Below are 21,663 nucleotides of genomic sequence, written 5' to 3'. Positions count from 1 at the left end.
GGGCATGTCCGATGTCCGGCTGTCCTCGCCCCAAGGCAAGTGGATCCTGCTGACCACCGTGCTCGGCTCCAGCATGGCGCTGCTGGACTCGACCGTCGTCAACGTGGCGCTTCCCCGTATCGGCGAGGACCTGAACGCGGATCTCGCCGCCCTCCAGTGGACGGTCAACGCGTACATGCTGACGCTGGCCGGGCTGATCCTGCTGGGGGGATCGCTCGGGGACCGGTACGGGCGGCGCAGGATCTTCGTCGTGGGCGTGGTGTGGTTCGCCGCCGCCTCCCTGCTGTGCGGGATCGCGCCGAACGCCGGTGTCCTCATCGCCGCCCGCGCCCTGCAAGGGGTCGGCGGGGCGCTCCTCACCCCCGGCTCGCTCGCCCTCATCCAGGCCTCCTTCCACCCCGACGACCGGGGCCGGGCCGTCGGCATGTGGTCCGGGTTCGGTGGCATCGGCGCGGCGGTCGGCCCGTTCCTGGGCGGCTGGCTGGTGGACGGGCCCGGCTGGCGCTGGGTGTTCCTGCTGAACGTGCCGGTGGCGCTGCTGTGCGCCCCGATCGCCGTACGGCATGTCCCGGAGTCCGGGGACGGGCGGGCGGAGCACGGGCGCTTCGATGTGCTCGGCGCGGTGCTGGGCGCGCTGGCGCTGGCGTTCGTGACGTACGCGCTGATCGAGGCCCGCCAGGGGTCCCTCGCGGTGGTGCTGACGGCCGTCGCCGGGGTGGCGACCGCCGTCGCCTTCGTGCTCGTCGAGAAGCGCCGCCCCGACCCGATGATGCCGCTCGACATCTTCGCGTCGAAGCAGTTCACCGCCGTCAACCTCGTCACGCTCTGCGTCTACGCGGCCTTCGGCGGCTTCTTCTTCCTGGCCGCGCTCCAGCTCCAGGTCGTCTCCGGCTACTCGGCGCTCGGCGCGGGGACGGCCCTGTTGCCGACCACCGCCCTGATGCTGCTGTTCTCCGCCCGCTCCGGCGCCCTCGCCGACCGCATCGGCCCGCGCATCCCGCTGACCGCCGGGCCGCTGCTGTGCGCGGCGGGGATGCTGCTGATGCTGCGGGTCGGCGAGGACGCCTCGTACGTCGCCGACGTCCTGCCCGCCCTGCTGGTCCTCGGCCTCGGCATGGTCACCCTGGTCGCCCCGCTGACCGCGACCGTCCTGGCCTCCGTGGACGTGGCGCGGGCGGGTCTGGCCAGCGGGGTCAACAACGCGGCCGCCCGGGCGGCGGGCCTGATCGCGGTGGCCGCGCTGCCGCTGATCGCCGGGATGGGCGAGGAGGCGTACCGGTCGCCGGGGGCCTTCGACGACGCGTTCGGGCGGGCGATGACGGTGTGCGCCGGGCTGCTGGTGCTGGGAGCGGGCGTGGCCTTCGCGACCGTACGACCGCTGCCACCGGACTGCACCCGCCCGGAGTGCCTCCACCACGGGTCGGTCATGGCGCCGCCGCTGGAGGGACAGCGGGCACGGAAACGGCTGGCCTAGGCCCGATCCGCCGGACCGGCCCCGCGCCCGTTCGTCATATGCGCCGATGGAGGAGACTTGACCCATGTCGATTCACGAGAACCTCCTCGGGGGACCGCCCCCGACCCACCTCCCCGACGACCCGGAGCCGCGTGAGCTGCTGGCCGGCGGCACCGCGCCCGCCGACGTCGCCGCGAAATACCCGACGTCCTCGCTGGCCTGGGCCCAGCTGGCCGACGACGCCTTCGAGCGGGGCAGCGTCGTGGAGTCGTACGCCTACGCCCGTACGGGCTACCACCGCGGTCTGGACTCGCTGCGCCGCAACGGCTGGAAGGGCCACGGCCCGGTCCCCTGGGAGCACGAGCCGAACCGCGGCTTCCTGCGCGCCCTGCACGCCCTCGCCCGCGCCGCCGGAGCCATCGGTGAGCAGGAGGAGTACGAGCGCTGCTCGCAGTTCCTGAAGGACTCCTCGCCCACGGCGGCACAGACCCTGGGCTAGGGATTCCCTGGTGCGGGCCCGGCGGGTGTGAGCCAGTCGGGCCTTGCACTGTCCGGGGGTGACCCCTGAGGATTCGGGTGGGGACCGGGGCCCCCGTGTCGGTAACGGCAGGGGCGGACCGCTACCCGGAGTACATAACAGGAGACAGCGATGTCCACCGAGGCTCATGAGCCCGAGACCCCGCATCTCGATTTCGAAGGCACGACGCCGTACGAGGACTACGTCAAGGCGGACGTGCTCACCCACCTCCAGCACACCCTCTCCGACGATCCCGGAGAGATGGTCTTCCTGGTCACGACCCAGGTGATGGAGCTGTGGTTCACCGTCATCGTCCACGAGTGGGAGACCGCCGCGCGGGCGCTCCGCTCCGACGACGTGCCGGTCGCGGTCGACGCGCTGAAGCGTTCCGTACGCGAACTGGAGGCGCTGAACGCCTCCTGGAAGCCGCTCGGACAGCTCACGCCGGCCCAGTTCAACTCCTACCGTGCCGCCCTCGGCGAGGGCTCCGGCTTCCAGTCCGCGATGTACCGCCGGATGGAGTTCCTGCTCGGCGACAAGTCCGCGTCCATGCTCGTACCCCACCGCGGTGCGCCGCGGGTGCACGCCGAGCTGGAGAAGGCCCTGCACGAGCCGAGCCTGTACGACGAGGTGCTGCGGCTGATGGCGCGGCGCGGGCACGGGATCCCGCAGGCGGTGCTCAGCCGTGACGTGTCGCGGCGCTACGAGCCGTCGCCCGAGGTCGAGGCGGCCTGGACCGCCGTCTACTCCGGCGACGCCACGGACGAAGTCGCCCGCCTCGGCGAGGCGTTGACCGATGTCGCCGAGCTGGTGTGGCGCTGGCGCAACGACCATCTGGTGGCCACGCGACGCGCGATGGGCGCCAAGGCGGGCACGGGCGGTTCGGCCGGTGTGGCCTGGCTGGAGAAGCGCGCGCAGAAGAACGTGTTCCCCGAGCTGTGGACGGCACGGTCCCATGTCTGAACTCATCGTGCGCGCCGAGAAGTCGGACGCCGCCGACGAACTGGCGGGCCTGCGCGCGCAGTTCGTGCTCGACACTGTGTCTGATCATGCGGCTGACGCCGCGGGCGTCTACCTGGACGGGAACTCGCTCGGTGCGCTGCCCGCCGCCGTCCCGGGGCGGGTCGAGGACGTCGTACGACGGCAGTGGGGCTCCTTGCGCATCCGGTCCTGGGAGGAGAGCGGCTGGTGGACCGCGCCCGAGCGGATCGGCGATCTGATCGCCCCGCTGGTGGGGGCGGCGGCCGGACAGATCGTGGTCGGCGACTCCACAAGTGTCAACGTCTTCAAGGCACTTGTGGCTGCGGTCAGGATGGCGGGGCCCGGCCGGGACGAGATCGTGGTCGACGCGACCACCTTCCCCACGGACGGGTACATCGCCGAGTCCGCGGCCCGGATGACCGGCTGCACGCTGCGTCCCGTGACACCGGCCGAGGTGCCGGGGGTGCTGGGTGAGCGTACGGCGGCCGTGCTGCTCAACCATGTCGACTACCGCACGGGCCGGCTGCACGACCTGCCCGGGCTGACGGCGGCCGTGCACGCGGCGGGTGCCGTGGTGGTCTGGGACCTGTGCCACAGCGCGGGCGCGCTGCCGGTGGGCCTGGACGAGCACGGCGTGGACCTCGCGGTCGGCTGCACCTACAAGTACCTGAACGGCGGCCCCGGTTCACCGGCGTACCTCTATGTGCGCTCCGGTCTCCAGGACCGCTTCGACTCCCCGCTGCCCGGCTGGAACTCCCACGCGGAGCCCTTCGGGATGCGGCCCGACTACGAGGCGGCGCCGGGTGCGCTGCGCGGGCGGGTCGGTACGCCGGACATCCTGTCGATGCTGGCCCTGGAGGCGGCACTCGAGGTGTGGGACGGCGTCTCCATCGAGGCGGTGCGGGCCAAGTCCCTCGCGCTGACCGACTTCTTCCTGGAGTGCGTGGCCGAGTACGTGCCCGCGGGGCGGGTGGAGTCGCTGACTCCGGCGGCCCACGAGGAGCGCGGCAGTCAGGTGGCGTTGCGCTGCGACGACGCCGGGGATGTGATGAAGCGGCTGATCGAGCGGGGTGTGGTCGGCGACTTCCGGGCCCCGGACGTGCTGCGGTTCGGGTTCACGCCGTTGTACGTCGGGTTCGCGGACGTGGAGCGGGCGGCTCGGGTGCTGGGGGAGGTCGTGGGCTGAGGGGGTGTTGTCGCGGTCCGGCGGTTGCTGGTCGAGCGCCGGTCCGCGACAGCCCGCTGGGCGCCTGTCATCCGTCGGTGGCGGTGATGTACACCCCCGCCAGGGCTGCCGCGTGGGCCGCTCGGGCGGCGCGGTCGGCCGCCGCCGGGTCGGGGGGTGCTCCGGTGGTCAGCAGCGTGTAGTAGAGCGGTGCCGACACCGCTCGTACGACGGCCTCGGCGTCGGTGCCCTGCGGCAACTCCCCGCGCTGTACGCCCTGTGCGACGCAGGGGGCCCACTCCGCGACCCGGACGTCGTAGAAGCGGCGCAGGGCCTGTGCGGTGCGTTCGTCGCAGGTGGCCGCCGCGATCACCGCGCGGAACAGGGCGCCTTGGCGGGGGTCGGCCAAAGTGCGCTGCACCAGGCGGGAGTTGGCCTGGAGGTCGCCGAGTACGGATCCGGTCTCCTCGCGCGGCAGCGACTGCTCGGCCATGTCGGCGAGCAGATCGGCGACCAGTGCGGTGACGGAGCCCCACCGCCGGTACACGGTGGTCTTGCCGACCTCGGCCCGGCGGGCGACGTCCGCGAGATCGAGATACGCGAATCCCCGCTCGGCGAGCACGTCACCGGCCGCCCGCAGCACGGCCGCACGGACACGTGCGGTACGCCCTCCGGGACGCAGGGTGCCGGGCTCGGCGGACATAACGGCCTCCTTGGTGCGCGCTGGGCTTCCGGCGCCAGGGTAACGACACAGCAGAACCGTTTAACCCTCACCGAGCGTGACATCCGCGTTGTCCGTGCACGTCACCGGCCTGATACCGTCCCCGCCAACGGCCGAATTCTCTCCAGGTCCGCCACATCCGTCTCGTCCAAATACGTTACGTCGCTGAGAGGTTGGAGCATGCCGGACGACTCCGCAGCAGCCCGCGCCGCCGCCGAGGAGGAGTCGGCCTTCTCCCATCCGCCCGTCGACCCCGACGTCAGCGCGGCATACGGGGACCACCCCGACCAGGTGATCGACTTCTACACCCCGAGGGGTGACGTCAGCCTCGCGCCGCTCGTGATCGTGCTGCACGGGGGTGCGTGGCGCGCGCCGTACGACCGGCGCCACATCACTCCGTTCGCGGACTTCCTGGCACGGCGGGGGTTCGCGGTGGCCAATGTCGAGTACCGCAGGGGGGCGGTGCTGCCGGGGCAGGGGGGTGTCGGTGTGTCCGGTGCGGGGTCCGTCGTAGGGCCTGTCGCGGGGCGGTGGCCGGACACGTTCGACGATGTCGCGGCGGCGCTGGACGCGCTTCCCGATCTCGTACGGGAGTCTCTGCCGCAGGCCGATCCGCGGCGCATGGTGGTCACCGGGCACTCGGCGGGCGGTCACCTGGCGCTGTGGGCGGCGGCTCGTCATGTGCTGCCCGCGGACGCCCCGTGGCGCACGGACCGGCCCACGCCGTTGCGGGGTGTGGTGGCGCTGGCTCCGATCGCGGACTTCGCGGTCGCGGGGAAGCTGGACGTGTGCGGGGGCGCCGCGCTGCAACTCCTGGGCGGGGAGGCGCATTTCGCGGAGCGGCAGCCGTACGCGGACCCCGCGCTGCTGCTGCCGACCGGCATCGCGACGACGCTCGTCCAGGGGCGTACGGATGTGGATGTGCCGGAGGCCGTCGCCGAGTCGTACGCGGACGCGGCGGCGAAGGCGGGGGAGGTGGTGGGGGTGACGTTGCTGGAGGACGTCGGGCACTTTCCGTTGATCGATCCGGCGGCGGATGCTTGTGCGGTGGTGGTGGAGGAGATCGCGCAGTTGGCTTGGTGAGGGGGCGGGGGCGGCGTATAGACGGTGCGCGGTGTGGTGGCGGCCCTGGCGTGGTGAGGGTGCCCGGTGCGGTGACTGCCCCGGTGTGGTGGGGTCCCTTGGCGTGGTACCGGCGTCCGCGGTGGTGCTGAGCCCGGGCTGACCTGGCGCTTCTGATACCCGTAATACCTGAGAGCTACGTCGTGAATTGGCTCCTCGGCGGGACGTGGACGACGTGGTCGGATCCGTAACTTCCCAACCAGACAGGCCCGATGGACGGGCGGACTGGGAGGGAGACGGCTGTGGGGTTCGCTACGGGGGGCAGGGCAGCGGCGCTGAGGGCGATCGCTCGGGTCCGACGCGGAGGCGGGCAGCCGCGGCCGCGCAGCGATGAGCCGTCGCAGCCGGGCACCTCGCCGGCGATGGCGTCAGCGTCGGTATCCGCACCCACCCCTGCCCAGCCCCCACCCCGCCGCCCCCACAGATGGCGCCGAGCCACCCTCGCCGCCCTCATCACCGGCGCCGTGGTGCTCCCCCTCTCCGCCGCGACCCACCCCGAGATCCCCGCCCCGGCCCCCGCGACCCTCGCCCCCCTGACGGCGACCACGCTGGACGAGGTCTACGCGGCGAACCGCGCCAACGCCGCGGAAGCGTCCCGGATGGCCGCGGCCCACGGCGACGACGAGAGGGCCGCCGCCGACCGCGCACTGGCGTCCCCTTCCCGCCACTTCCTCCACTTCGACGGCCGCGGCTCCGGCCAGGCCACCGAGGTCTTCGGCGACCTCGCCCACGCGGACCACATCGCCGTCCTCGTCCCCGGCGTCGACACCTCCCTCGACACCTACGACCGCTTCCACAGGGCCGCGGCCGCCCTCCACAAGCAACTGACCCGCACCGACCCGCACACGGCGGTCATCGCCTGGCTCGGCTACGAAACCCCGGCCACGATCAGCCCGGCCGTCACCACCACCGGCCGAGCCGACCAGGCCGCCCCCCACCTGAGCGAGTTCATACGCCGACTCCACGGCACAGCCGGCCGGCAGGCCACCGTCTCCCTCCTGTGCCACAGCTACGGCTCGGTCGTCTGCGCCCGGGCCGCCGGCGACCTGGACGCGACCGACCTGGTCCTCCTCGGCAGCCCCGGCACCGGCGCCGACGACGCCGCGGCCCTGCACACCCGCGCCCGCGTCTGGGCGGCACGCGGCAGCGACGACTGGGTGGCGGAGGTCCCGCACGTCAGGACCGACCTGTTCGGCATCACCGTCGGCTTCGGCACCGACCCCATGTCCCCGGCCTTCGGCGCGCGGGTCTTCGCCGCGGGCGACGGCGGCCACAGCGACTACTTCACCCCGGGCTCGGTCTCCCTGGCCAACCTCGCCCGGATCGTCCTGGGACAGACCTCGGAGGTGACCCGTGCGTGACACGACCTCGCGCTCCCCAAGGGAAGGCATACGGCACGGCTGGACGGCCATACGTGAGGGCGCCGCCCGCGTCGACGAGGCCACGCCCGCCGGCCGCGACCGCGCGGTGGACGCCCTGCGCGCCTTCGCGATCCTCGGCGTGGTCCTCGGCCACTGGCTGGTGACCGCCCTGGTCGCCGACGGCCGCGCCCTGCACACCGGGAGCCCGCTCCAGCACATGCCCTGGCTCGCCCCGATCTCCTGGGCCTTCCAGACCCTCGCGGTGTTCTTCCTGGTCGGCGGCCATGTGGCGACCAGGAGCCACGCCTCGGCACGGGCGCGTGGCATCACGTACGGCGAGTGGCTGACCGCGCGGCTGTCCCGGCTGTTCAAGCCGGTCGCCGCCGTCCTCACCCTGTGGACGGTGATCGCCGCCGGTCTGCTGCTCACGGGCGCGGAGTACGGCACGGTCCACACCCTGGTGAAGCTGGCCCTGTCACCCCTCTGGTTCCTTGTCGTGTTCGCCGTGCTGACGGCGGCGACCCCCTTGCTGACCCGGCTGAGCCCGCTGTGGCCGCTGGCCGTCGTCCTCCATGTCGACCTGTTCCGCTTCGGCCTCGGCGGCCCGTCCTGGCTCGGCTGGGTCAATGTGGCGGCGGGCTGGCTCGTGCCGTACACCCTCGGCGCGGCCTGGACCCGCGGGGAACTGGACCGCCGACGCTCCGGCTGGATCCTGCTGACCGGCGGTGTGGCGGTGACCGCGGCCCTGGTCGCGTGGGCCGGCTACCCGGCGTCGATGGTCGGTGTCCCCGGCGCCTCGGTCTCCAATCTGAACCCGCCCACGCTGGCCGCCGTCACCTTTGGCCTGGCCCAGTGCGGACTGGCCCTGCTGCTGCGCGACCGGCTGCGTCGAGCGATGCGCCGCCCCCTGGCCTGGGCGGCGGTCGCCTTCGTGAACCTCTCCGCGATGACGATCTTCCTCTGGCACCAGACGGCCCTGATGGCGACCACGGCCACCGGCCTCCTCGCCGGCCGCCTGCCCGGACTGCACACCGTCCCGGACGGCCTCGGCTGGGTCGCCGCCCGCCTCGCCTGGCTCCCGGTGTTCGTGCTCGCGCTCGCCGTCTGCTGGACCGCGTTCCGCTCCTACGAACAGGGCGGTCGCCGGGGTGGGGTCTCGCGGGTCGTCCGGGGGCATCGGCCGGCCGGAAGGACGAGGCCGGTGGAGGTGGACCGTGTCTAGGGTGGGGCGCGTGACGGAAACGGGGATCCAGCACGCGGCCATGGGCCGTGTCATGCGCTGGCTGCGCCTGCTGCACGAGGACCTGTGGACGACCCGCGTGGATCCGCTGCCCCCGTCGGTGTGGCTGCGCTGGCTGCCGCACGGTCTGCTCTGCCTGGCCGCGTTCGGCGTCACGGCCGGCGCTCTGCCCCAGCTCCAGGACAGCGCCGGAGTGGCCTTCGGATGGGCCTCCCTCGTCGCACTCGGCCAGGGCGGCGCGGTGGTCCTCGCGATGTGGCGCCCGATCCCGGCGTGGTGGCTGTCCATCACGGCCACCGTGCTGGGAGCCATCGCCGTGCACGGCAAGCTCGGAGGACCGGCGGGTGGGTTCACCTGGCCCTGGACGGTGGCCGGGATCATCGCCCACCTGCTCGTGCTCCTGCTGCTCGCCCTGCGCGTCCGCACCCGGGTCGCCGCGGAGGCGCTGGCCCTGACCGCATTGGCCACCTACGCCCTCCAAGGGCTGTGGGGCGGCCCGAACTACCAGTCCACCGGGGTCGTCGCGGTCGCCCTGGCCCTCGTCGTCGTGGTGCTCGGCATCGCCCTGCGCGGCCGTCGCGAGGCCCGCCAGGAACTCGTCGAGCAGACCACCCTCACCGCCGAGGAGCGGGCCCGGCGCACCCTGCTGGAGGAGCGCAGCCGGATCGCCCGCGAACTGCACGACGTGGTCGCCCACCACATGTCGGTGATCTCCATCCAGGCCCAGGTCGCCCCGCACCTGGTCGACGACCCGCCCGAGGAGCTCAAGGAGAACCTCGCCGGCATCCGGCAGAACGCGCTGGAGGCGCTCACCGAACTCCGCCGTGTCCTGGGCGTCCTGCGCTCCGAGCACCCCGACTCCCCGGACCCCGTGGAGCCCGGCACCGGCACCGCTCCGCACACCCCGCAGCCCACCCTCGACCGGCTCGACGCGCTGGTGGAGAACACCAGGGCGGCCGGGCTGCTGGTCGAGGTCGACGTGCGCGGCGAGCGCCGCCCGCTGCCGCCCGGCCTGGAGCTGTCGGCCTACCGGATAGTGCAGGAGGCGCTCAGCAACGTGCTGCGTCACGCACCGGGCGCGGTCGCCCATGTCGAACTCCGGCACACCGCCTACGGGTTGATCGTGGAGGTCCTCAACTCGCCGCCGACACGGTCCGCGCCCCCGTCGCCCGGTGCCGGGCACGGGCTGCTCGGTATGCGCGAACGGGTCGGGATGCTCGACGGTTCCATGACGGCACACCCTCTTCCGGACGGCGGCTACAAGGTGTTCGCGTTCCTCCCGGCCCGTCCGGGCACCGAAGCCTGCGACCCTGTCAGTGATCTCAAGGACGGCACCGTATGACGAGCAGCCCCATCCGCGTACTCATCGCCGACGACCAGCAGATGGTCCGGCAGGGCTTCACCGTGCTGCTCAACACCCAGCCGGACATCGAGGTGATCGGTCAGGCGGTCGACGGACTGGACGCCGTGGCGAAGGTCGCCGAACTCGCCCCGGACGTCGTACTGATGGACATCCGGATGCCGGAGCTCGGCGGCATCGAGGCCACCCGCCGCATCACCGAGGCGACACCCGAGATCAGGGTGCTCGTGCTGACCACGTTCGACCTCGACGAGTACGTGTACGAGGCACTGCGCGCCGGTGCCTCGGGCTTCCTCCTGAAGGACGCCTCCGCGGACCAGCTGGCCGAGGCGGTCCGGGTGGTGGCGGCCGGCGACGCCCTCCTCGCCCCCGGCATCACCCGGCGCCTGATCACCGAGTTCTCCCGCCTCGGCGACCGCCCCCGCGGCCCGCTCAAGGAACGCGTCGGCGACCTCACCGAACGCGAGACCGAGGTCCTCGCCCTGATCGCGCAGGGCCTGTCCAACGCGGAGATCGCCGGGCGGCTGGTGGTCGCCGAGCAGACCGTGAAGACCCATGTGGGGCGGATCCTGGTGAAGCTGGGGTTGCGGGACCGGACGCAGGCGGCGGTGTTCGCGTACGAGTCGGGGTTGGTGCGGCCCGCCGGCTACTGACCTCGGGCACGACCGGCGGCAATACCCGTAGTACCTGAGACGGATCCGCGGGAACCCCTCTCACTGGGGACGACCGCCACAGGGCTCTGCGCCTACCGTTCTGTACGTGACCGAGACGACCCACATGCAGACACCGCCACCGGGGGACGGGGCCAAGCCGCGCAGCCCGGAGTACCGGCTGGCCGCGAACGCCCTGCGCGGGCTGCGGCAGGATCTTTTCCACGACGCCTTCGCCTACCGCCCGCTGCGCCGGATGCGGGTCGACGGCCCGCTGCTCCGGCTGCTGCCCGGCCGCCTGCGGGAGTACGCGGCCTGGACACCGCACGCCGTGATCGGTGCCGCCGCCCTGCTCACGCTGGTCATGGCCACGGTCGACGCCGACGATGCGGCCGTGGTGCTCGGTCCGCTCGCCCTGTTCCCGATCCTGTTGACGATGCTTCGGCCGATAGGAGCGTTCTGGCTGTCCATGGCGGCCACGCCGGTCAGCCAGGTCTTCGGCAGTTCCCTTGACGGCTATCCCTGGCTGCCCGCCAGTTTCGCCTGCCATGTGACCGTGCTGACGGTCGTGGCCGTACGCACCAGGCCGCGCACCGCCGCCTACATGTGGGCCGTCACCGCGGCCTACGGCTTCGTGGCGGACGTGGTCTTCGGCCCGAGTTACTACTACGGCGACGACACCGCCCCCATGCTGGTCTTCTCCGCACTGGTCCTGCTCGTCGTCGCCGTCTGGCACACGCGCAGGGAGGCCCGGCAGGAGGTGACCGCGCAGCAGACGGTGACCGCGCAGGAGCGCTCCCGGCGCACCCTGCTGGAGGAGCGCACCACCATCGCCCGCGAGCTGCACGACGTGGTCGCCCACCACATGTCGGTCGTCGCCATCCAGGCCGAGGCCGCGCCCTACCGGGTGGAGAACCCACCGCCGGAGCTGGAGCGAGCCTTCGCGACGATCCGGGAGAACGCGGTGGCGGCCCTCACCGAGCTCCGCCGCGTCCTGGGCGTGGTCCGCGCCGAGGACTACGAGGCCCCGGACGCCCCCCAGCCCACCCTCGCCGATCTCGACGTGCTGCTCGCCAACGTCCGGGACACCGGCCTGAGCGTGGAGAAGACGGTGACCGGGGCGGTGCGTGAACTGCCGCAGGGCGTGGAGCTGTCGGCGTACCGAATCGTCCAGGAGGCCCTGAGCAACACCTTGCGCCACGCGCCCGGCGCGAGCGCCCGGGTGGAGATCGGCTATGTCCTCGGCGGTCTGGGCCTGCGCATAGTCAACGACCCGCCGCCCGCGAAGGCGCTGCTGAAGCCCTCGCCCGGCGCCGGCCACGGCATCACGGGCATGCGGGAGCGGGTGTCGATGCTGAACGGCGAGATGACGGCGGTCCCGACGGACGACGGAGGTTACGAGGTGACGGTGTTCCTCCCCGTCTCCCTGGCGAGCGAAGGTGAGGCATGACCCAGGGCGCCATCCGCGTGCTGATCGCGGACGACCAGATGATGGTGCGGGAGGGCTTCTCCGTGCTGCTCAACGCGATGCCGGACATCGAGGTCGTCGGCGAGGCGGTCAACGGCCGTGAGGCGGTGGACCGGGTCCGTGAACTCGCCCCGGACGTCGTGCTGATGGACATCCGGATGCCCGAGCTGAACGGTATCGAGGCGACGAGAGAGATCGTCGCGGCGGACGGCGCGGCGAAGGTCCTGGTGCTGACGACGTTCGACCTGGACGAGTACGTGTACCAGGCGCTGCGGGCGGGCGCCTCGGGGTTCCTGCTGAAGGACGCCTCGGCCCGTCAACTGGCCGACGGCGTGCGGGTGGTGGCCTCCGGCGAGGCCCTGCTGGCGCCCTCGGTCACCAAGCGCCTGATCACGGAGTTCTCGAAACTCTCCGACTCCCCTCGCCTGATGTCCTCCGCACACGCGGCGTACGGCGAACTGACCGAGCGCGAGACGGAGGTCCTGGTCCTGATCGCCCAGGGCCTGTCGAACGCGGAGATAGCCGAGCGCCTGGTGGTGGCGGAGTCCACGATCAAGACCCACGTCAGCCGCGTCCTGGTGAAGCTGGGTCTGAGGGACCGCACCCAGGCGGCGGTCTTCGCCTACGAGGCCCGCCTGGTGACCCCGGGCTAGCCCACGGCCGGGTGATGTGGGCTGTCGCGGGCGGACGGCGGTCCCTACCATCCAGGTATGGAACAGAGAGTCACTCTGATCACCCTCGGTGTCTCCGATCTCGGCCGGGCCAAGGCCTTCTACGAGGCTCTCGGATGGCGGGGCCAGGAGGTCCAGGAGACCGTCTTCTTCCAGGCGGGCGGGCTGGGACTGGTGCTGTGGGGGAGGGACGAGCTGGCGGAGGACTGTGGGCTGGAGGCCGGGCCGCCGGGTGGTTTCGGAGGGATCGCCCTCGCGCACAACGTGCGCTCCGAGGCGGAGGTCGACGAGCTGCTCGCCGTGGTGGAGCGGGCCGGCGGGACGGTCACCAAGGCGGCCGCGGTGAACGCCATCGGGTTCTACTCCAGTGCCTTCACCGATCCGGACGGCCACGCCTGGGAGGTCGCCCACAATCCGGGCTTCCCGCTCGCCGAGGACGGCACGGTCACGCTGCCCGACTTCGGCACCGGCGACTGATCGTCACCGTCCGCCGCGCCGCGCCGGTGATCCGCTGAGACACCCCTGGTCAGGAGGGGCGCTGTCGGTCTAACGTCCGTCCATGGCAGCCTTCGACCCGTGGGACCCGGCGTTTCTCGCCGACCCGTACCCCTCCTACGCCGACCTGCGTGCCAGGGGCCGCGTGCAGTTCTACGAGCCCACGCGGCAGTGGCTCGTCACGCACCACGCCGATGTGTCGGCGCTGCTGCGGGAGCGGCGGCTGGGGCGGACGTATCAGCACCGGTTCTCGCACGAGGACTTCGGGCGGACGGCGCCTCCCGCCGAGCACGAGCCGTTCCACACGCTCAACGACCACGGGATGCTCGACCTGGAGCCGCCGGACCACACCCGGATCCGGCGGCTGGTGTCGAAGGCGTTCACACCGCGGACGGTGGAGCAGCTCAAGCCGTATGTGGCCCGGCTGGCCGGTGAGCTGGTGGACCAGCTGGTCGAGAAGGGCGGCGGTGATCTGCTCACCGATGTCGCCGAGCCGCTCCCCGTCGCCGTCATCGCCGAGATGCTGGGTATCCCGGAGGCCGACCGGGCGCCGCTGCGTCCCTGGTCGGCGGACATCTGCGGGATGTACGAGCTGAACCCGCCGCAGGAGGTGGCGGCGCGGGCGGTGCGGGCGTCGGTGGAGTTCTCCGACTATCTGCGGGAGCTGATCGCCGAGCGCCGCGAGAACCCCGGCGACGATCTGATCTCCGGTCTCATCGCCGCCCACGACGAGGGCGACCGGCTCACCGAGCAGGAGATGATCTCGACCTGTGTCCTGCTGCTCAACGCGGGACACGAGGCCACGGTCAACGCCACCGTCAACGGCTGGTACGCCCTCTTCCGCAACCCCGACCAGCTCGCCGCCCTCCGCGCGGACCACGCCCTGATCCCGTCCGCGATCGAAGAGCTCATGCGCTACGACACCCCGCTCCAGCTCTTCGAGCGCTGGGTGCTGGACGACATCGAGATCGACGGGACCACGATCCCCAGGGGTGCGGAGGTCGCGATGCTCTTCGGCTCCGCCAACCACGACCCGGCCGTCTTCCGGGCCCCCGAGCGGCTCGACCTCACCCGCAAGGACAACCCGCACATCTCCTTCAGCGCCGGTATCCACTACTGCATCGGCGCCCCGCTGGCCCGTATCGAGCTGGCGGCCTCGATGACGGCGTTGCTGGAGAAGGCGCCGACGCTCGCCCTCGCCGCCGAGCCGCAGCGGAAGCCGAACTTCGTGATCAGGGGGCTGGAAGGGCTAGCGGTGGGGGTCTGACCGCCGGCCCACCAGGTACGCGATCACGAGGGAGACGAGCGCCGGGACGAGCGCTCCGGCGAGGGCGGCGAGGGGGAGTTCGACGAGGGCGGCGCCGTAGTCGGTGCCTTCGCCCTCGAAGCCGCCGCCCAGATGACGTGCGGTGCGGGGCGAGGCGGCCCACACGAAGGTCGCCACCAGCGCGCCGACCGCCGACAGCAGACAGCCGCCGCACGTCACCGCGTTCCGTCGATCCCGGGGGCCCCGCCGCTGTGCCATGCCCAGGTGGACGCGCCTGGCTCCTCCCGCGGTTCTCACGGGAGGAGCAGGTGCCGGTCCGCCCGCCCCGTCACGTCGTCATGTCCCGCCTCCGCAACCCCGCCAGCCCACCGGCCACCAGCACCGCCGCCAGCCCGACCAGCACCAGCACCGGACCCCAACTCATCTCCCCACCGGGCAGCTTCGGCAGATGCCCGAAGGGCGACACATCCAGCACCGCCTGCGGAGCGTCCAGCGCCGGTCCGACCCAGCCGATCAGCAGGACCGCGCCCGCGACGCCCCACGCCGCCGGTGCCAGGCGCGGCAGCAGCCCGTACAGCGCGACCGCGAGGCCGCCGATCACCCACACCGCGGCCACCTGGACCAGGCACGCCCCGAGGATGGGCCCGACCTGTCTGCCGTAGCCCACGGCGAAGCCCAGGCCGGTGAGCAGCATGAGCAGGACGACCCCGCCGAAGGCCACGGTCAGATGGCCGGCGGCCCAGCGCAGGCGGCCCACCGCGTTCGCCAGCACCGGCTCCGCGCGGCCCGATGTCTCCTCGCCGTGCAGCCGCAGCACCGAACCGACCACGTACAGGGCCGCGACGAGGCCCATCATGCCGACCATCGATGCCAGGAACGCGTCCGTCAGACCGTTCTGGCCCCCCATCCGCTCGAAGATCTCGCGGGCGCCGGCGTTGTCGCCGACCAGGTCGGCCACGCCGTCCGTCAGGCCGCCGTAGACGACACCGACGAGGAAGAAGGCGAGGCTCCAGCCGTACACACCGCCCCGCTGCAACCGCCAGGCCAGCGCGCCCGCACTGTTCAGACGGCCCACCGCCGGTCCCGGGCGGGTCGGCAGGAAGCTCATGCCGACGTCCCGGCGGCCCGCCAACCCGTAGGCCACCGCCCCCTGTACGGCGACCGCGGCGGCGAACAGCGCCAGGACCCACCAGCGTTCGTCGGCGTAGGGGCGCAGGTTCTCCAGCCAGCCCAGCGGGGAGAGCCAGGTCAGGGCCGAACCGCCGTCGTCCGTCGCCGAGTCGCCCGCCGCCCGCAGGACGAAGGCCGCGCCCAGCACCCCGGCCGTCAGGCCCCGCGCCAGCCGCGCGCTCTCCGTCAGCTGCGCGACGATCGCGGCCGTCGTGGCGAAGACCATGCCGACCCCGGCGATCCCGAGGCCGAGGGCCAGGGCTCCGGTGACGCCCTGGCCGGCCAGGCCCGCCGTGACCAGCAGTGCCAGTACGGCGTTGGCGACCCCCGCCGCCAGCAGCGCCGCCGTCAGCGTGGCCCTGCGGCCCACCATCCCGGACGCCACCAGTTCGTGGCGGCCGCTCTCCTCCTCGTCGCGGGTGTGCCGTACGACGATCAGCAGGCTCGTCACGGCCGCGAGCAGCCCCGCGTACACACCGACGCGCCAGGCCGTCAGCGCGCCCAGCGAGGTGTCGAAGACCGGTCCGATCAGGGCGCGGAAGGAGGCGTTGGCGGACACCTGGTGGATGAGGTCGGCGCGTTCGGCCGGGGTGCCGTACAGGTTCTTCAGGCTGCTCGGCATGGAGAGCACCATCAGCGCGTTCACCGCGACCCAGACCGGGACCGTCACCCGGTCGCGGCGCAGGGAGAAGCGCAGCAGCACGCCCGTGCCCGCGAGGGTGCTCATCGGGCCGTCGCCTCTTCCTCCTGGTAGTGCCGCAGGAACAGCTCCTCCAGCGTGGGCGGGGTGGAGGTCAGGGAGCGCACGCCGGACTCGCTCAACGAGCGCAGTACGGCGTCGAGTTTGTCGGTGTCCACCTGGAACCGGACGCGATATCCCTGTACGTCGAGGTCGTGGACGCCCGGCAGTCGTGCCAACCCGTTGGGCGGGCCCGCGAGTTCGGCCGTCACGCTGGTGCGGGTGAGGTGGCGCAGGTCGGCGAGCGAACCGGTCTCGACGGTACGGCCCTGGCGGATGATGCTGACCCGGTCGCAGAGCTCCTCGACCTCGCTCAGGATGTGCGAGGACAGCAGGACCGTACGGCCCCGGTCCCGCTCCTCCTCGACGCAGCGCTGGAAGACCTCCTCCATCAGCGGGTCGAGGCCCGACGTCGGCTCGTCCAGGATCAGCAGGTCCACGTCCGAGGCGAACGCGGCGACGAGGGCGACCTTCTGGCGGTTGCCCTTGGAGTAGGTGCGGCCCTTCTTGGTGGGGTCCAGTTCGAAGCGTTCGATCAGCTCGGCCCGGCGCCCCTTGTCCAGACCGCCCCGGAGCCTGCCGTAGAGGTCGATGACCTCGCCGCCGGAGAGGTTGCGCCACAGGGTGACGTCGCCGGGGACGTACGCGATCCTGCCGTGCACCTCGACCGCGTCCGCCCACGGGTCGCGGCCGAGCACCTGCGCGGCGCCGGAGTCGGCGCGCAGCAGGCCGAGCAGGACGCGGATGGTGGTGGACTTGCCGGCGCCGTTCGGGCCGAGGAAGCCGTGGACCTCGCCGGTCTCCACCTCCAGGTCGAGTCCGTCGAGTGCGTGCGTCGTGCCGAACGCCTTGTGGAGCCCGGAGACGCTGATGGCCTTCGTCATGTTTCCGAACGTACGCTTCTTTCAGAAATTTGTGAAGTTAAGGAAGCATATGAAGCCCGGATAGGATGGCCGCATGACGGAAGCAGCTGGTGGTGAGCGGGACACGGAGGCGGTCTCGAAGTTCGTCGAGTCCTTCGCGGCGCAGCTCGTCGAGGCCGGGATGCCGCGGATGCCCGCCCGGGTCTTCGCCGCCCTCCTCTCGTCCGACGAGGGCGCGCTGAGCTCCGCCCAGCTGGCGGACCAGTTGCGGATCAGCCCCGCGGGGGTGTCCGGAGCGGTGCGCTATCTGGCCCAGACGCACATGGTGGCGCGCGAGCGGGAGCCCGGCTCGCGCCGGGAGCGCTACCGGGTGCAGGGCGACCAGTGGTACGAGGCGCTGACCAACCGCGAGGCCGTCCTCAAGCGGTGGGAGGCGGCCCTGCGGGAGGGCGTCGCCAGCCTCGGCGCCGAGACACCGGCCGGACGCCGCATGGCCGAGACGCTCGCCTTCTTCGAATTTCTCGACGGCGAGGTCTCGGCCATGATGGAGCGGTGGCGGGTGCACCGCCAACGGATGTTCGGCGAGCAGTAGTTACCGCTCCTTCGTCTCCTCCAGCACCGTCCGCCCCAGCAGCAGATACCGCTCCGGCGACCGCCGCTTCAGGTACTGCGCGTACCCGATGCCGCCCGCCGCCACCAGCGCCACCAGCCACGGTGTCGCCTTCAGGACCAGGGAGCCGGACTCGGTGCCCGCCGCCGCGCTCATGTTGGAGACCAGCAGCGCGACCACCGCGAGCATCGCGACGCCGCCGAGGAGCGGGGCGGTGAGGGTGCGGAACCAGTGGCGGCTCTCGGGGTGGTTCTTGCGGAAGTAGACCAGGACCGCGAAGGAGCAGACCGCCTGCACGATCAGGATGGCCATGGTGCCGAGGATCGCGAGCAGGACGTACGTACCGGTGTACGGGTCCTTGCCCGCCGCCCAGAACGCGATCAGCAGCAGGGCGGTCACCACGGTCTGGACCAGGCCCGCGATGTGCGGCGAGCCGTGCTGGGCGTGGGTGCGGCCGAGGGTGTTCTTCAGGGAGGGGAGCACGCCCTCGCGGCCCAGCGCGTACATGTAGCGGGCGGCGCAGTTGTGGAAGGCCATGCCGCAGGCGAGCGAGCCGGTGATCATCAGCCACTGCATGACGACGACCGCCCAGTGGCCGACGTACTGCTCGGTGGGGTTGAAGAACAGGGCGAGGGGGTTCTCGGTGGCGACCTTGACCGCGTTCGCCTCGCCGGTGCCGGTGATGGCCATCCAGGAGACGAAGACGTAGAAGACGCCGACGCCGAGGACCGAGATCATCGTCGCCTTGGGGATGATCTTCTTCGGGTTGCGGGACTCCTCGCCGTACATCGCCGTCGACTCGAAGCCGACCCACGACCAGAAGGCGAAGAAGAGCCCGAGCCCGGCGCTGGTGCCGTGGAAGGCGTTGACGGGGTTGACCGGGTCGAGGCTGAAGCCGTCGGGGCCGCCGCCGTGGAAGGCCACGGAGATCGCCATCGCGGCGAGGATCGTCACCTCGGTGGCCAGCAGCACGACGAGCAGCTTCTCGGCGACCGAGACGCCGAACCAGGTGCCGGTCGCGTTGATCGCGAGCATCAGCACCGCGAACGCCCACCAGGGGACGTCGACCCCGGTCTGGTCCTTCAGCGTCTCCGTCGCGAAGGTCGAGAAGATGCCGATCAGCGCCGGCTCGAAGACGACGTACGCGAAGGTCGCGAGCAGACCCGAGGCGAGGCCGATCGTGCGGCCGAGGCCGTAGGAGATGAAGCCGTAGAAGGCTCCGGTGGAGGTGATGTGCTTCGCCATCGAGGTGAAGCCGACGGAAAAGATTGCCAGTACGACCATTGCGACGAGGTAGCTCGCCGGGGCGCCGATGCCATTGCCCGCCGACACCATGAAGGGCACGTTGCCGGTCATCGCGGTGATCGGCGCGGCGGTCGCGACGGCCATGAAGACCACGCCGAGCAGGCCGATGGCATTGGGCTTCAACCGGTGGACGGTGCCGCCTTCGTCTGTCTTCGCCGCCGGGGCGACTCCCTCGTCCACTGCCATCGAGATGGCCCCTCTCCTACTGGTGTGCTGGTGTGCTGGACCGGAACTCTGTAGGCGAAATGAGTCGGCCAAGGGTCTCGGGGCGTTAAATGTTTGTCAACCAGACCTTTAGAAATCTGTCGGCAATATGGGGCTCGTACGGTCCCCGGCATGAGCTACACGTCCACCCTCGGCGGCGAACGCCACCGCTTCGACTCCCTGACCGGCCTCCTCGCCGCCGCGAGCCCCGAGCGCTCCGGCGATCATCTCGCCGGGCTCGCGGCGACGAGCGCACGGCAACGGGTCGCGGCCCGCTGGGCGTTGGCCGAGGTGCCGCTCACGACGTTCCTGACCGAGCCGCTGATCCCGTACGAGACCGACGACGTGACCCGGCTGATCCTCGACACCCACGACACGGAAGCCTTCGCGCCGGTGGCTGGGCTGACGGTGGGTGAGTTCAGGGAGTGGCTGTTGACGGCCGACGCCCCCGCGCTCACGGCCGTCGCCCCCGGGCTCACCCCGGAGATGGTGGCGGCCGTCTCCAAGCTCATGGGGAACGCCGATCTGGTCGCCGTGGCGCGGAAGGTGCGGGTCGTGACGGCCTTCCGGTCCACGATCGGTCTGCCCGGACGGCTCGCGACCCGGCTCCAGCCCAACCACCCGACCGACGACCCGGCGGGCGTGGCGGCGGCCCTGCTGGACGGGCTGCTGCTGGGATCGGGGGACGCCGTCATCGGCATCAACCCGGCGACGGACAGCCCGAAGGCGGTACGGGACCTGCTGGACCTCCTCGACGGGGTGATCCAGCGGTACGCGATCCCCACCCAGTCCTGCGTGCTGTGCCATGTCACGACGAGCGTGGACCTGATGGAGCGCGGCGCCCCGGTGGACCTGGTCTTCCAGTCGATCGCGGGCACCCAGGCGGCCAACGCCTCCTTCGGCGTGACGCTCGCGCTGCTCGACGAGGCCCATGAGGCCGCCCTGAAACTGGAACGCGGCACGGTCGGCCGCAACGTCATGTACTTCGAGACCGGCCAGGGCGCCGCGCTCTCCGCCGACGCGCACCACGGGGTGGACCAGCAGACCGTGGAGGCACGGGCGTACGCGGTCGCGCGGCGCTACGACCCCCTGCTGGTGAACACGGTCGTGGGCTTCATCGGCCCGGAGTACCTCTACGACGGCCGCCAGATCCTCCGCGCCGCCCTGGAGGACCACTTCTGCGGCAAGTTGCTCGGACTGCCGATGGGTCTGGACATCTGCTACACCAACCACGCGGACGCCGATGACGACGACGTGGCGACGATGCTGACCATGCTCGGTGTCGCGGGTGCCTCCTTCGTGATCTGCACGCCGGGCGGCGACGACATCATGCTCAACTACCAATCGGCCTCGTACCACGACGCGTTGTACCTCCGCGAGGTCCTCGGCCTGCGCCCGGCGCCGGAGTTCGAGGCGTGGCTGGAGTCGATGGGGCTGCTGGACGAACGCGGCGGCATCCGCGAGGTCGGCTCCCACGCACTGACGGCCATCGGAAGGGAGCTCGCGGCATGAGTGAAGTGACCCTGGAAAACGACGAGTTGTGGATCTCCCTGCGCCGCCACACCCAGGCCCGCATCGGCCTCGGCCGCTCCGGCTCGGCACTGCCGACCCGGCACCGTCTGGAACTCCAGACCGCGCACGCGGCCGCCCGGGACGCGGTGCACTCGCCGTTCGATCCGGACACGGTCGCGGCGGGGCTGCCGGGGATGCCGACGGTACGGGTCCGCAGCGCGGCCGGTGACCGGCTGACGTATCTCCAACGCCCGGACCTGGGACGCCGGTTGGATGCGACCGACCGGGCGCATCTGCCGGTGGGGGAGTGGGACGTGGTGTTCGTCGTCGCGGACGGGCTGTCGAGCCGGGCGGTGCACGAGCACGCGGCGGCGGTGGTGCGGGCGACGGCCGCGCGGCTTTCCGGTTGGCGAGTCGCCCCTGTGGTGCTGGCCGAGCAGGCCCGGGTCGCCCTGGGGGACGACGTCGCGTCCGCGATGGGTGCGGAGATGGTGGTCGTGCTGGTGGGGGAGCGGCCGGGGATGTCGGCGGCGGACTCGCTGGGGGCGTACCTGACGTACCGGCCGGTGCCCGGGGTGACGACGGACGCCGACCGGAACTGCCTCTCCAACATCCGGCCGCCGCTGGGGCTGTCGTACGAGAGGGCGGCGGGGAAGTTGGCGGGGTTGATGAGGAGGGGGCGGGAGCTGGGGGTTACCGGGGTGGGGCTGAAGGACGAGATCGACGACGGGTCCGTACGGGAGCAGCTGCTTTAAGTAGCGATTTCAAGGACCTGCTGGACGCCGGTGA

21 protein-coding genes are annotated in these 21,663 nt (G+C 71.9%); 16 read left to right on the top strand and 5 right to left on the bottom strand.

What is annotated here, in order from left to right; translation table 11 throughout:
• Positions 1–4 precede the first annotated feature (4 nt).
• The 4 genes from ACFY0U_RS10260 (at position 5) to kynU (ending at position 4,137) form a co-directional block, all read left to right on the top strand.
• Positions 5–1,474, top strand: a complete 1,470-nt coding sequence (locus ACFY0U_RS10260; protein ID WP_388633078.1) for an MFS transporter — start codon at positions 5–7, stop codon at positions 1,472–1,474.
• Positions 1,475–1,538: 64 nt separating this feature from the next.
• A complete protein-coding gene (locus tag ACFY0U_RS10255; protein WP_388633076.1) occupies positions 1,539–1,952 on the top strand; it encodes a DUF3151 domain-containing protein in 414 nt (137 codons plus the stop codon).
• 150 nt (positions 1,953–2,102) lie between these two features.
• A complete protein-coding gene (locus tag ACFY0U_RS10250) occupies positions 2,103–2,933 on the top strand; it encodes a tryptophan 2,3-dioxygenase family protein (protein WP_388633073.1) in 831 nt (276 codons plus the stop codon).
• Complete coding sequence (gene kynU / locus ACFY0U_RS10245; RefSeq protein WP_388633071.1) at positions 2,926–4,137, top strand: kynureninase; 1,212 nt, start codon at positions 2,926–2,928, stop codon at positions 4,135–4,137. The genes ACFY0U_RS10250 and kynU overlap by 8 nt, the downstream gene beginning before the upstream one ends.
• A 67-nt stretch (positions 4,138–4,204) precedes the next feature.
• Here kynU and ACFY0U_RS10240 read toward each other — a convergent pair whose 3' ends face one another.
• Positions 4,205–4,819 carry a TetR/AcrR family transcriptional regulator gene (locus ACFY0U_RS10240; RefSeq protein WP_388633068.1) on the bottom strand — a complete coding sequence of 205 codons (615 nt, stop codon included), beginning with the start codon at positions 4,817–4,819 and terminating at the stop codon, positions 4,205–4,207.
• 198 nt (positions 4,820–5,017) lie between these two features.
• On the opposite strand from ACFY0U_RS10240, the gene ACFY0U_RS10235 reads away from it, so the two are divergent.
• The 9 genes from ACFY0U_RS10235 (at position 5,018) to ACFY0U_RS10195 (ending at position 14,471) form a co-directional block, all read left to right on the top strand.
• A complete protein-coding gene (locus ACFY0U_RS10235; RefSeq protein ID WP_388633065.1) occupies positions 5,018–5,920 on the top strand; it encodes an alpha/beta hydrolase in 903 nt (300 codons plus the stop codon).
• A gap of 401 nt (positions 5,921–6,321) precedes the next feature.
• Positions 6,322–7,320 carry an alpha/beta hydrolase gene (locus ACFY0U_RS10230; protein WP_388633062.1) on the top strand — a complete coding sequence of 333 codons (999 nt, stop codon included), beginning with the start codon at positions 6,322–6,324 and terminating at the stop codon, positions 7,318–7,320.
• Positions 7,313–8,542 (top strand): acyltransferase, encoded by a 1,230-nt coding sequence (locus ACFY0U_RS10225; RefSeq protein WP_388633060.1) that lies wholly within the window; start codon positions 7,313–7,315, stop codon positions 8,540–8,542. The genes ACFY0U_RS10230 and ACFY0U_RS10225 overlap by 8 nt, the downstream gene beginning before the upstream one ends.
• A 40-nt stretch (positions 8,543–8,582) precedes the next feature.
• On the top strand, positions 8,583–9,902 hold the full coding sequence (locus ACFY0U_RS10220) for a sensor histidine kinase (RefSeq protein WP_388634291.1): 1,320 nt from the start codon (positions 8,583–8,585) through the stop codon (positions 9,900–9,902).
• Complete coding sequence (locus tag ACFY0U_RS10215) at positions 9,899–10,573, top strand: response regulator (protein WP_388633057.1); 675 nt, start codon at positions 9,899–9,901, stop codon at positions 10,571–10,573. Before ACFY0U_RS10220 ends, ACFY0U_RS10215 begins: the two co-directional genes overlap by 4 nt.
• 106 nt (positions 10,574–10,679) lie before the next feature.
• A complete protein-coding gene (locus ACFY0U_RS10210; RefSeq protein ID WP_388633054.1) occupies positions 10,680–12,020 on the top strand; it encodes a sensor histidine kinase in 1,341 nt (446 codons plus the stop codon).
• Positions 12,017–12,691: a response regulator gene (locus ACFY0U_RS10205; protein ID WP_388633051.1), complete on the top strand. Its 675-nt coding sequence runs from the start codon at positions 12,017–12,019 to the stop codon at positions 12,689–12,691. The genes ACFY0U_RS10210 and ACFY0U_RS10205 overlap by 4 nt, the downstream gene beginning before the upstream one ends.
• Before the next feature lie 57 nt (positions 12,692–12,748).
• Positions 12,749–13,186 (top strand): VOC family protein, encoded by a 438-nt coding sequence (locus tag ACFY0U_RS10200; protein WP_388633049.1) that lies wholly within the window; start codon positions 12,749–12,751, stop codon positions 13,184–13,186.
• 82 nt (positions 13,187–13,268) lie between these two features.
• Positions 13,269–14,471: a cytochrome P450 gene (locus tag ACFY0U_RS10195; protein ID WP_388633047.1), complete on the top strand. Its 1,203-nt coding sequence runs from the start codon at positions 13,269–13,271 to the stop codon at positions 14,469–14,471.
• Here ACFY0U_RS10195 and ACFY0U_RS10190 read toward each other — a convergent pair.
• From ACFY0U_RS10190 to ACFY0U_RS10180, 3 genes are all read right to left on the bottom strand, one after another.
• Positions 14,454–14,729 carry a hypothetical protein gene (locus ACFY0U_RS10190; RefSeq protein WP_388633044.1) on the bottom strand — a complete coding sequence of 92 codons (276 nt, stop codon included), beginning with the start codon at positions 14,727–14,729 and terminating at the stop codon, positions 14,454–14,456. The genes ACFY0U_RS10195 and ACFY0U_RS10190 overlap by 18 nt on opposite strands.
• Before the next feature lie 70 nt (positions 14,730–14,799).
• Positions 14,800–16,368 (bottom strand): ABC transporter permease, encoded by a 1,569-nt coding sequence (locus tag ACFY0U_RS10185; RefSeq protein ID WP_388633041.1) that lies wholly within the window; start codon positions 16,366–16,368, stop codon positions 14,800–14,802.
• Entirely contained in the window at positions 16,365–17,264 is a 900-nt protein-coding gene (locus ACFY0U_RS10180; protein ID WP_388633039.1) for an ATP-binding cassette domain-containing protein, read from the bottom strand. Before ACFY0U_RS10180 ends, ACFY0U_RS10185 begins: the two co-directional genes overlap by 4 nt.
• 73 nt (positions 17,265–17,337) lie before the next feature.
• Between ACFY0U_RS10180 and ACFY0U_RS10175 the strand changes: the two genes are divergently transcribed.
• Positions 17,338–17,835, top strand: coding sequence for a GbsR/MarR family transcriptional regulator (locus tag ACFY0U_RS10175; protein WP_388633037.1), 498 nt, complete (start codon positions 17,338–17,340; stop codon positions 17,833–17,835).
• Here the strand turns inward: ACFY0U_RS10175 and ACFY0U_RS10170 are convergent, their stop codons facing one another.
• On the bottom strand, positions 17,836–19,344 hold the full coding sequence (locus tag ACFY0U_RS10170) for an APC family permease (protein WP_388633034.1): 1,509 nt from the start codon (positions 19,342–19,344) through the stop codon (positions 17,836–17,838).
• 150 nt (positions 19,345–19,494) lie between these two features.
• On the opposite strand from ACFY0U_RS10170, the gene ACFY0U_RS10165 reads away from it, so the two are divergent.
• Positions 19,495–20,874: an ethanolamine ammonia-lyase subunit EutB gene (locus ACFY0U_RS10165; protein ID WP_388633031.1), complete on the top strand. Its 1,380-nt coding sequence runs from the start codon at positions 19,495–19,497 to the stop codon at positions 20,872–20,874.
• Positions 20,871–21,629 (top strand): ethanolamine ammonia-lyase subunit EutC, encoded by a 759-nt coding sequence (gene eutC, locus ACFY0U_RS10160; protein WP_388633028.1) that lies wholly within the window; start codon positions 20,871–20,873, stop codon positions 21,627–21,629. Before ACFY0U_RS10165 ends, eutC begins: the two co-directional genes overlap by 4 nt.
• Positions 21,630–21,663 lie beyond the last annotated feature (34 nt).

The organism is Streptomyces sp. NPDC001536, from assembly GCF_042894505.1.
Taxonomy (GTDB): Bacteria; Actinomycetota; Actinomycetes; order Streptomycetales; family Streptomycetaceae; genus Streptomyces.
This window is presented reverse-complemented; position numbering and strand designations above follow the sequence as displayed.

Coding starts and splice junctions, on each gene's coding strand:
- ACFY0U_RS10260 (WP_388633078.1), top strand. CDS start 5: ATGTCCGATGTCCGGCTGTCCTCGCCCCAAGGCAAGTGGATCCTGCTG.
- ACFY0U_RS10255 (WP_388633076.1), top strand. CDS start 1,539: ATGTCGATTCACGAGAACCTCCTCGGGGGACCGCCCCCGACCCACCTC.
- ACFY0U_RS10250 (WP_388633073.1), top strand. CDS start 2,103: ATGTCCACCGAGGCTCATGAGCCCGAGACCCCGCATCTCGATTTCGAA.
- kynU (WP_388633071.1), top strand. CDS start 2,926: ATGTCTGAACTCATCGTGCGCGCCGAGAAGTCGGACGCCGCCGACGAA.
- ACFY0U_RS10240 (WP_388633068.1), bottom strand. CDS start 4,819: ATGTCCGCCGAGCCCGGCACCCTGCGTCCCGGAGGGCGTACCGCACGT.
- ACFY0U_RS10235 (WP_388633065.1), top strand. CDS start 5,018: ATGCCGGACGACTCCGCAGCAGCCCGCGCCGCCGCCGAGGAGGAGTCG.
- ACFY0U_RS10230 (WP_388633062.1), top strand. CDS start 6,322: ATGGCGTCAGCGTCGGTATCCGCACCCACCCCTGCCCAGCCCCCACCC.
- ACFY0U_RS10220 (WP_388634291.1), top strand. CDS start 8,583: ATGGGCCGTGTCATGCGCTGGCTGCGCCTGCTGCACGAGGACCTGTGG.
- ACFY0U_RS10215 (WP_388633057.1), top strand. CDS start 9,899: ATGACGAGCAGCCCCATCCGCGTACTCATCGCCGACGACCAGCAGATG.
- ACFY0U_RS10205 (WP_388633051.1), top strand. CDS start 12,017: ATGACCCAGGGCGCCATCCGCGTGCTGATCGCGGACGACCAGATGATG.
- ACFY0U_RS10200 (WP_388633049.1), top strand. CDS start 12,749: ATGGAACAGAGAGTCACTCTGATCACCCTCGGTGTCTCCGATCTCGGC.
- ACFY0U_RS10195 (WP_388633047.1), top strand. CDS start 13,269: ATGGCAGCCTTCGACCCGTGGGACCCGGCGTTTCTCGCCGACCCGTAC.
- ACFY0U_RS10190 (WP_388633044.1), bottom strand. CDS start 14,729: ATGGCACAGCGGCGGGGCCCCCGGGATCGACGGAACGCGGTGACGTGC.
- ACFY0U_RS10185 (WP_388633041.1), bottom strand. CDS start 16,368: ATGAGCACCCTCGCGGGCACGGGCGTGCTGCTGCGCTTCTCCCTGCGC.
- ACFY0U_RS10180 (WP_388633039.1), bottom strand. CDS start 17,264: ATGACGAAGGCCATCAGCGTCTCCGGGCTCCACAAGGCGTTCGGCACG.
- ACFY0U_RS10175 (WP_388633037.1), top strand. CDS start 17,338: ATGACGGAAGCAGCTGGTGGTGAGCGGGACACGGAGGCGGTCTCGAAG.
- ACFY0U_RS10170 (WP_388633034.1), bottom strand. CDS start 19,344: ATGGCAGTGGACGAGGGAGTCGCCCCGGCGGCGAAGACAGACGAAGGC.
- ACFY0U_RS10165 (WP_388633031.1), top strand. CDS start 19,495: ATGAGCTACACGTCCACCCTCGGCGGCGAACGCCACCGCTTCGACTCC.
- eutC (WP_388633028.1), top strand. CDS start 20,871: ATGAGTGAAGTGACCCTGGAAAACGACGAGTTGTGGATCTCCCTGCGC.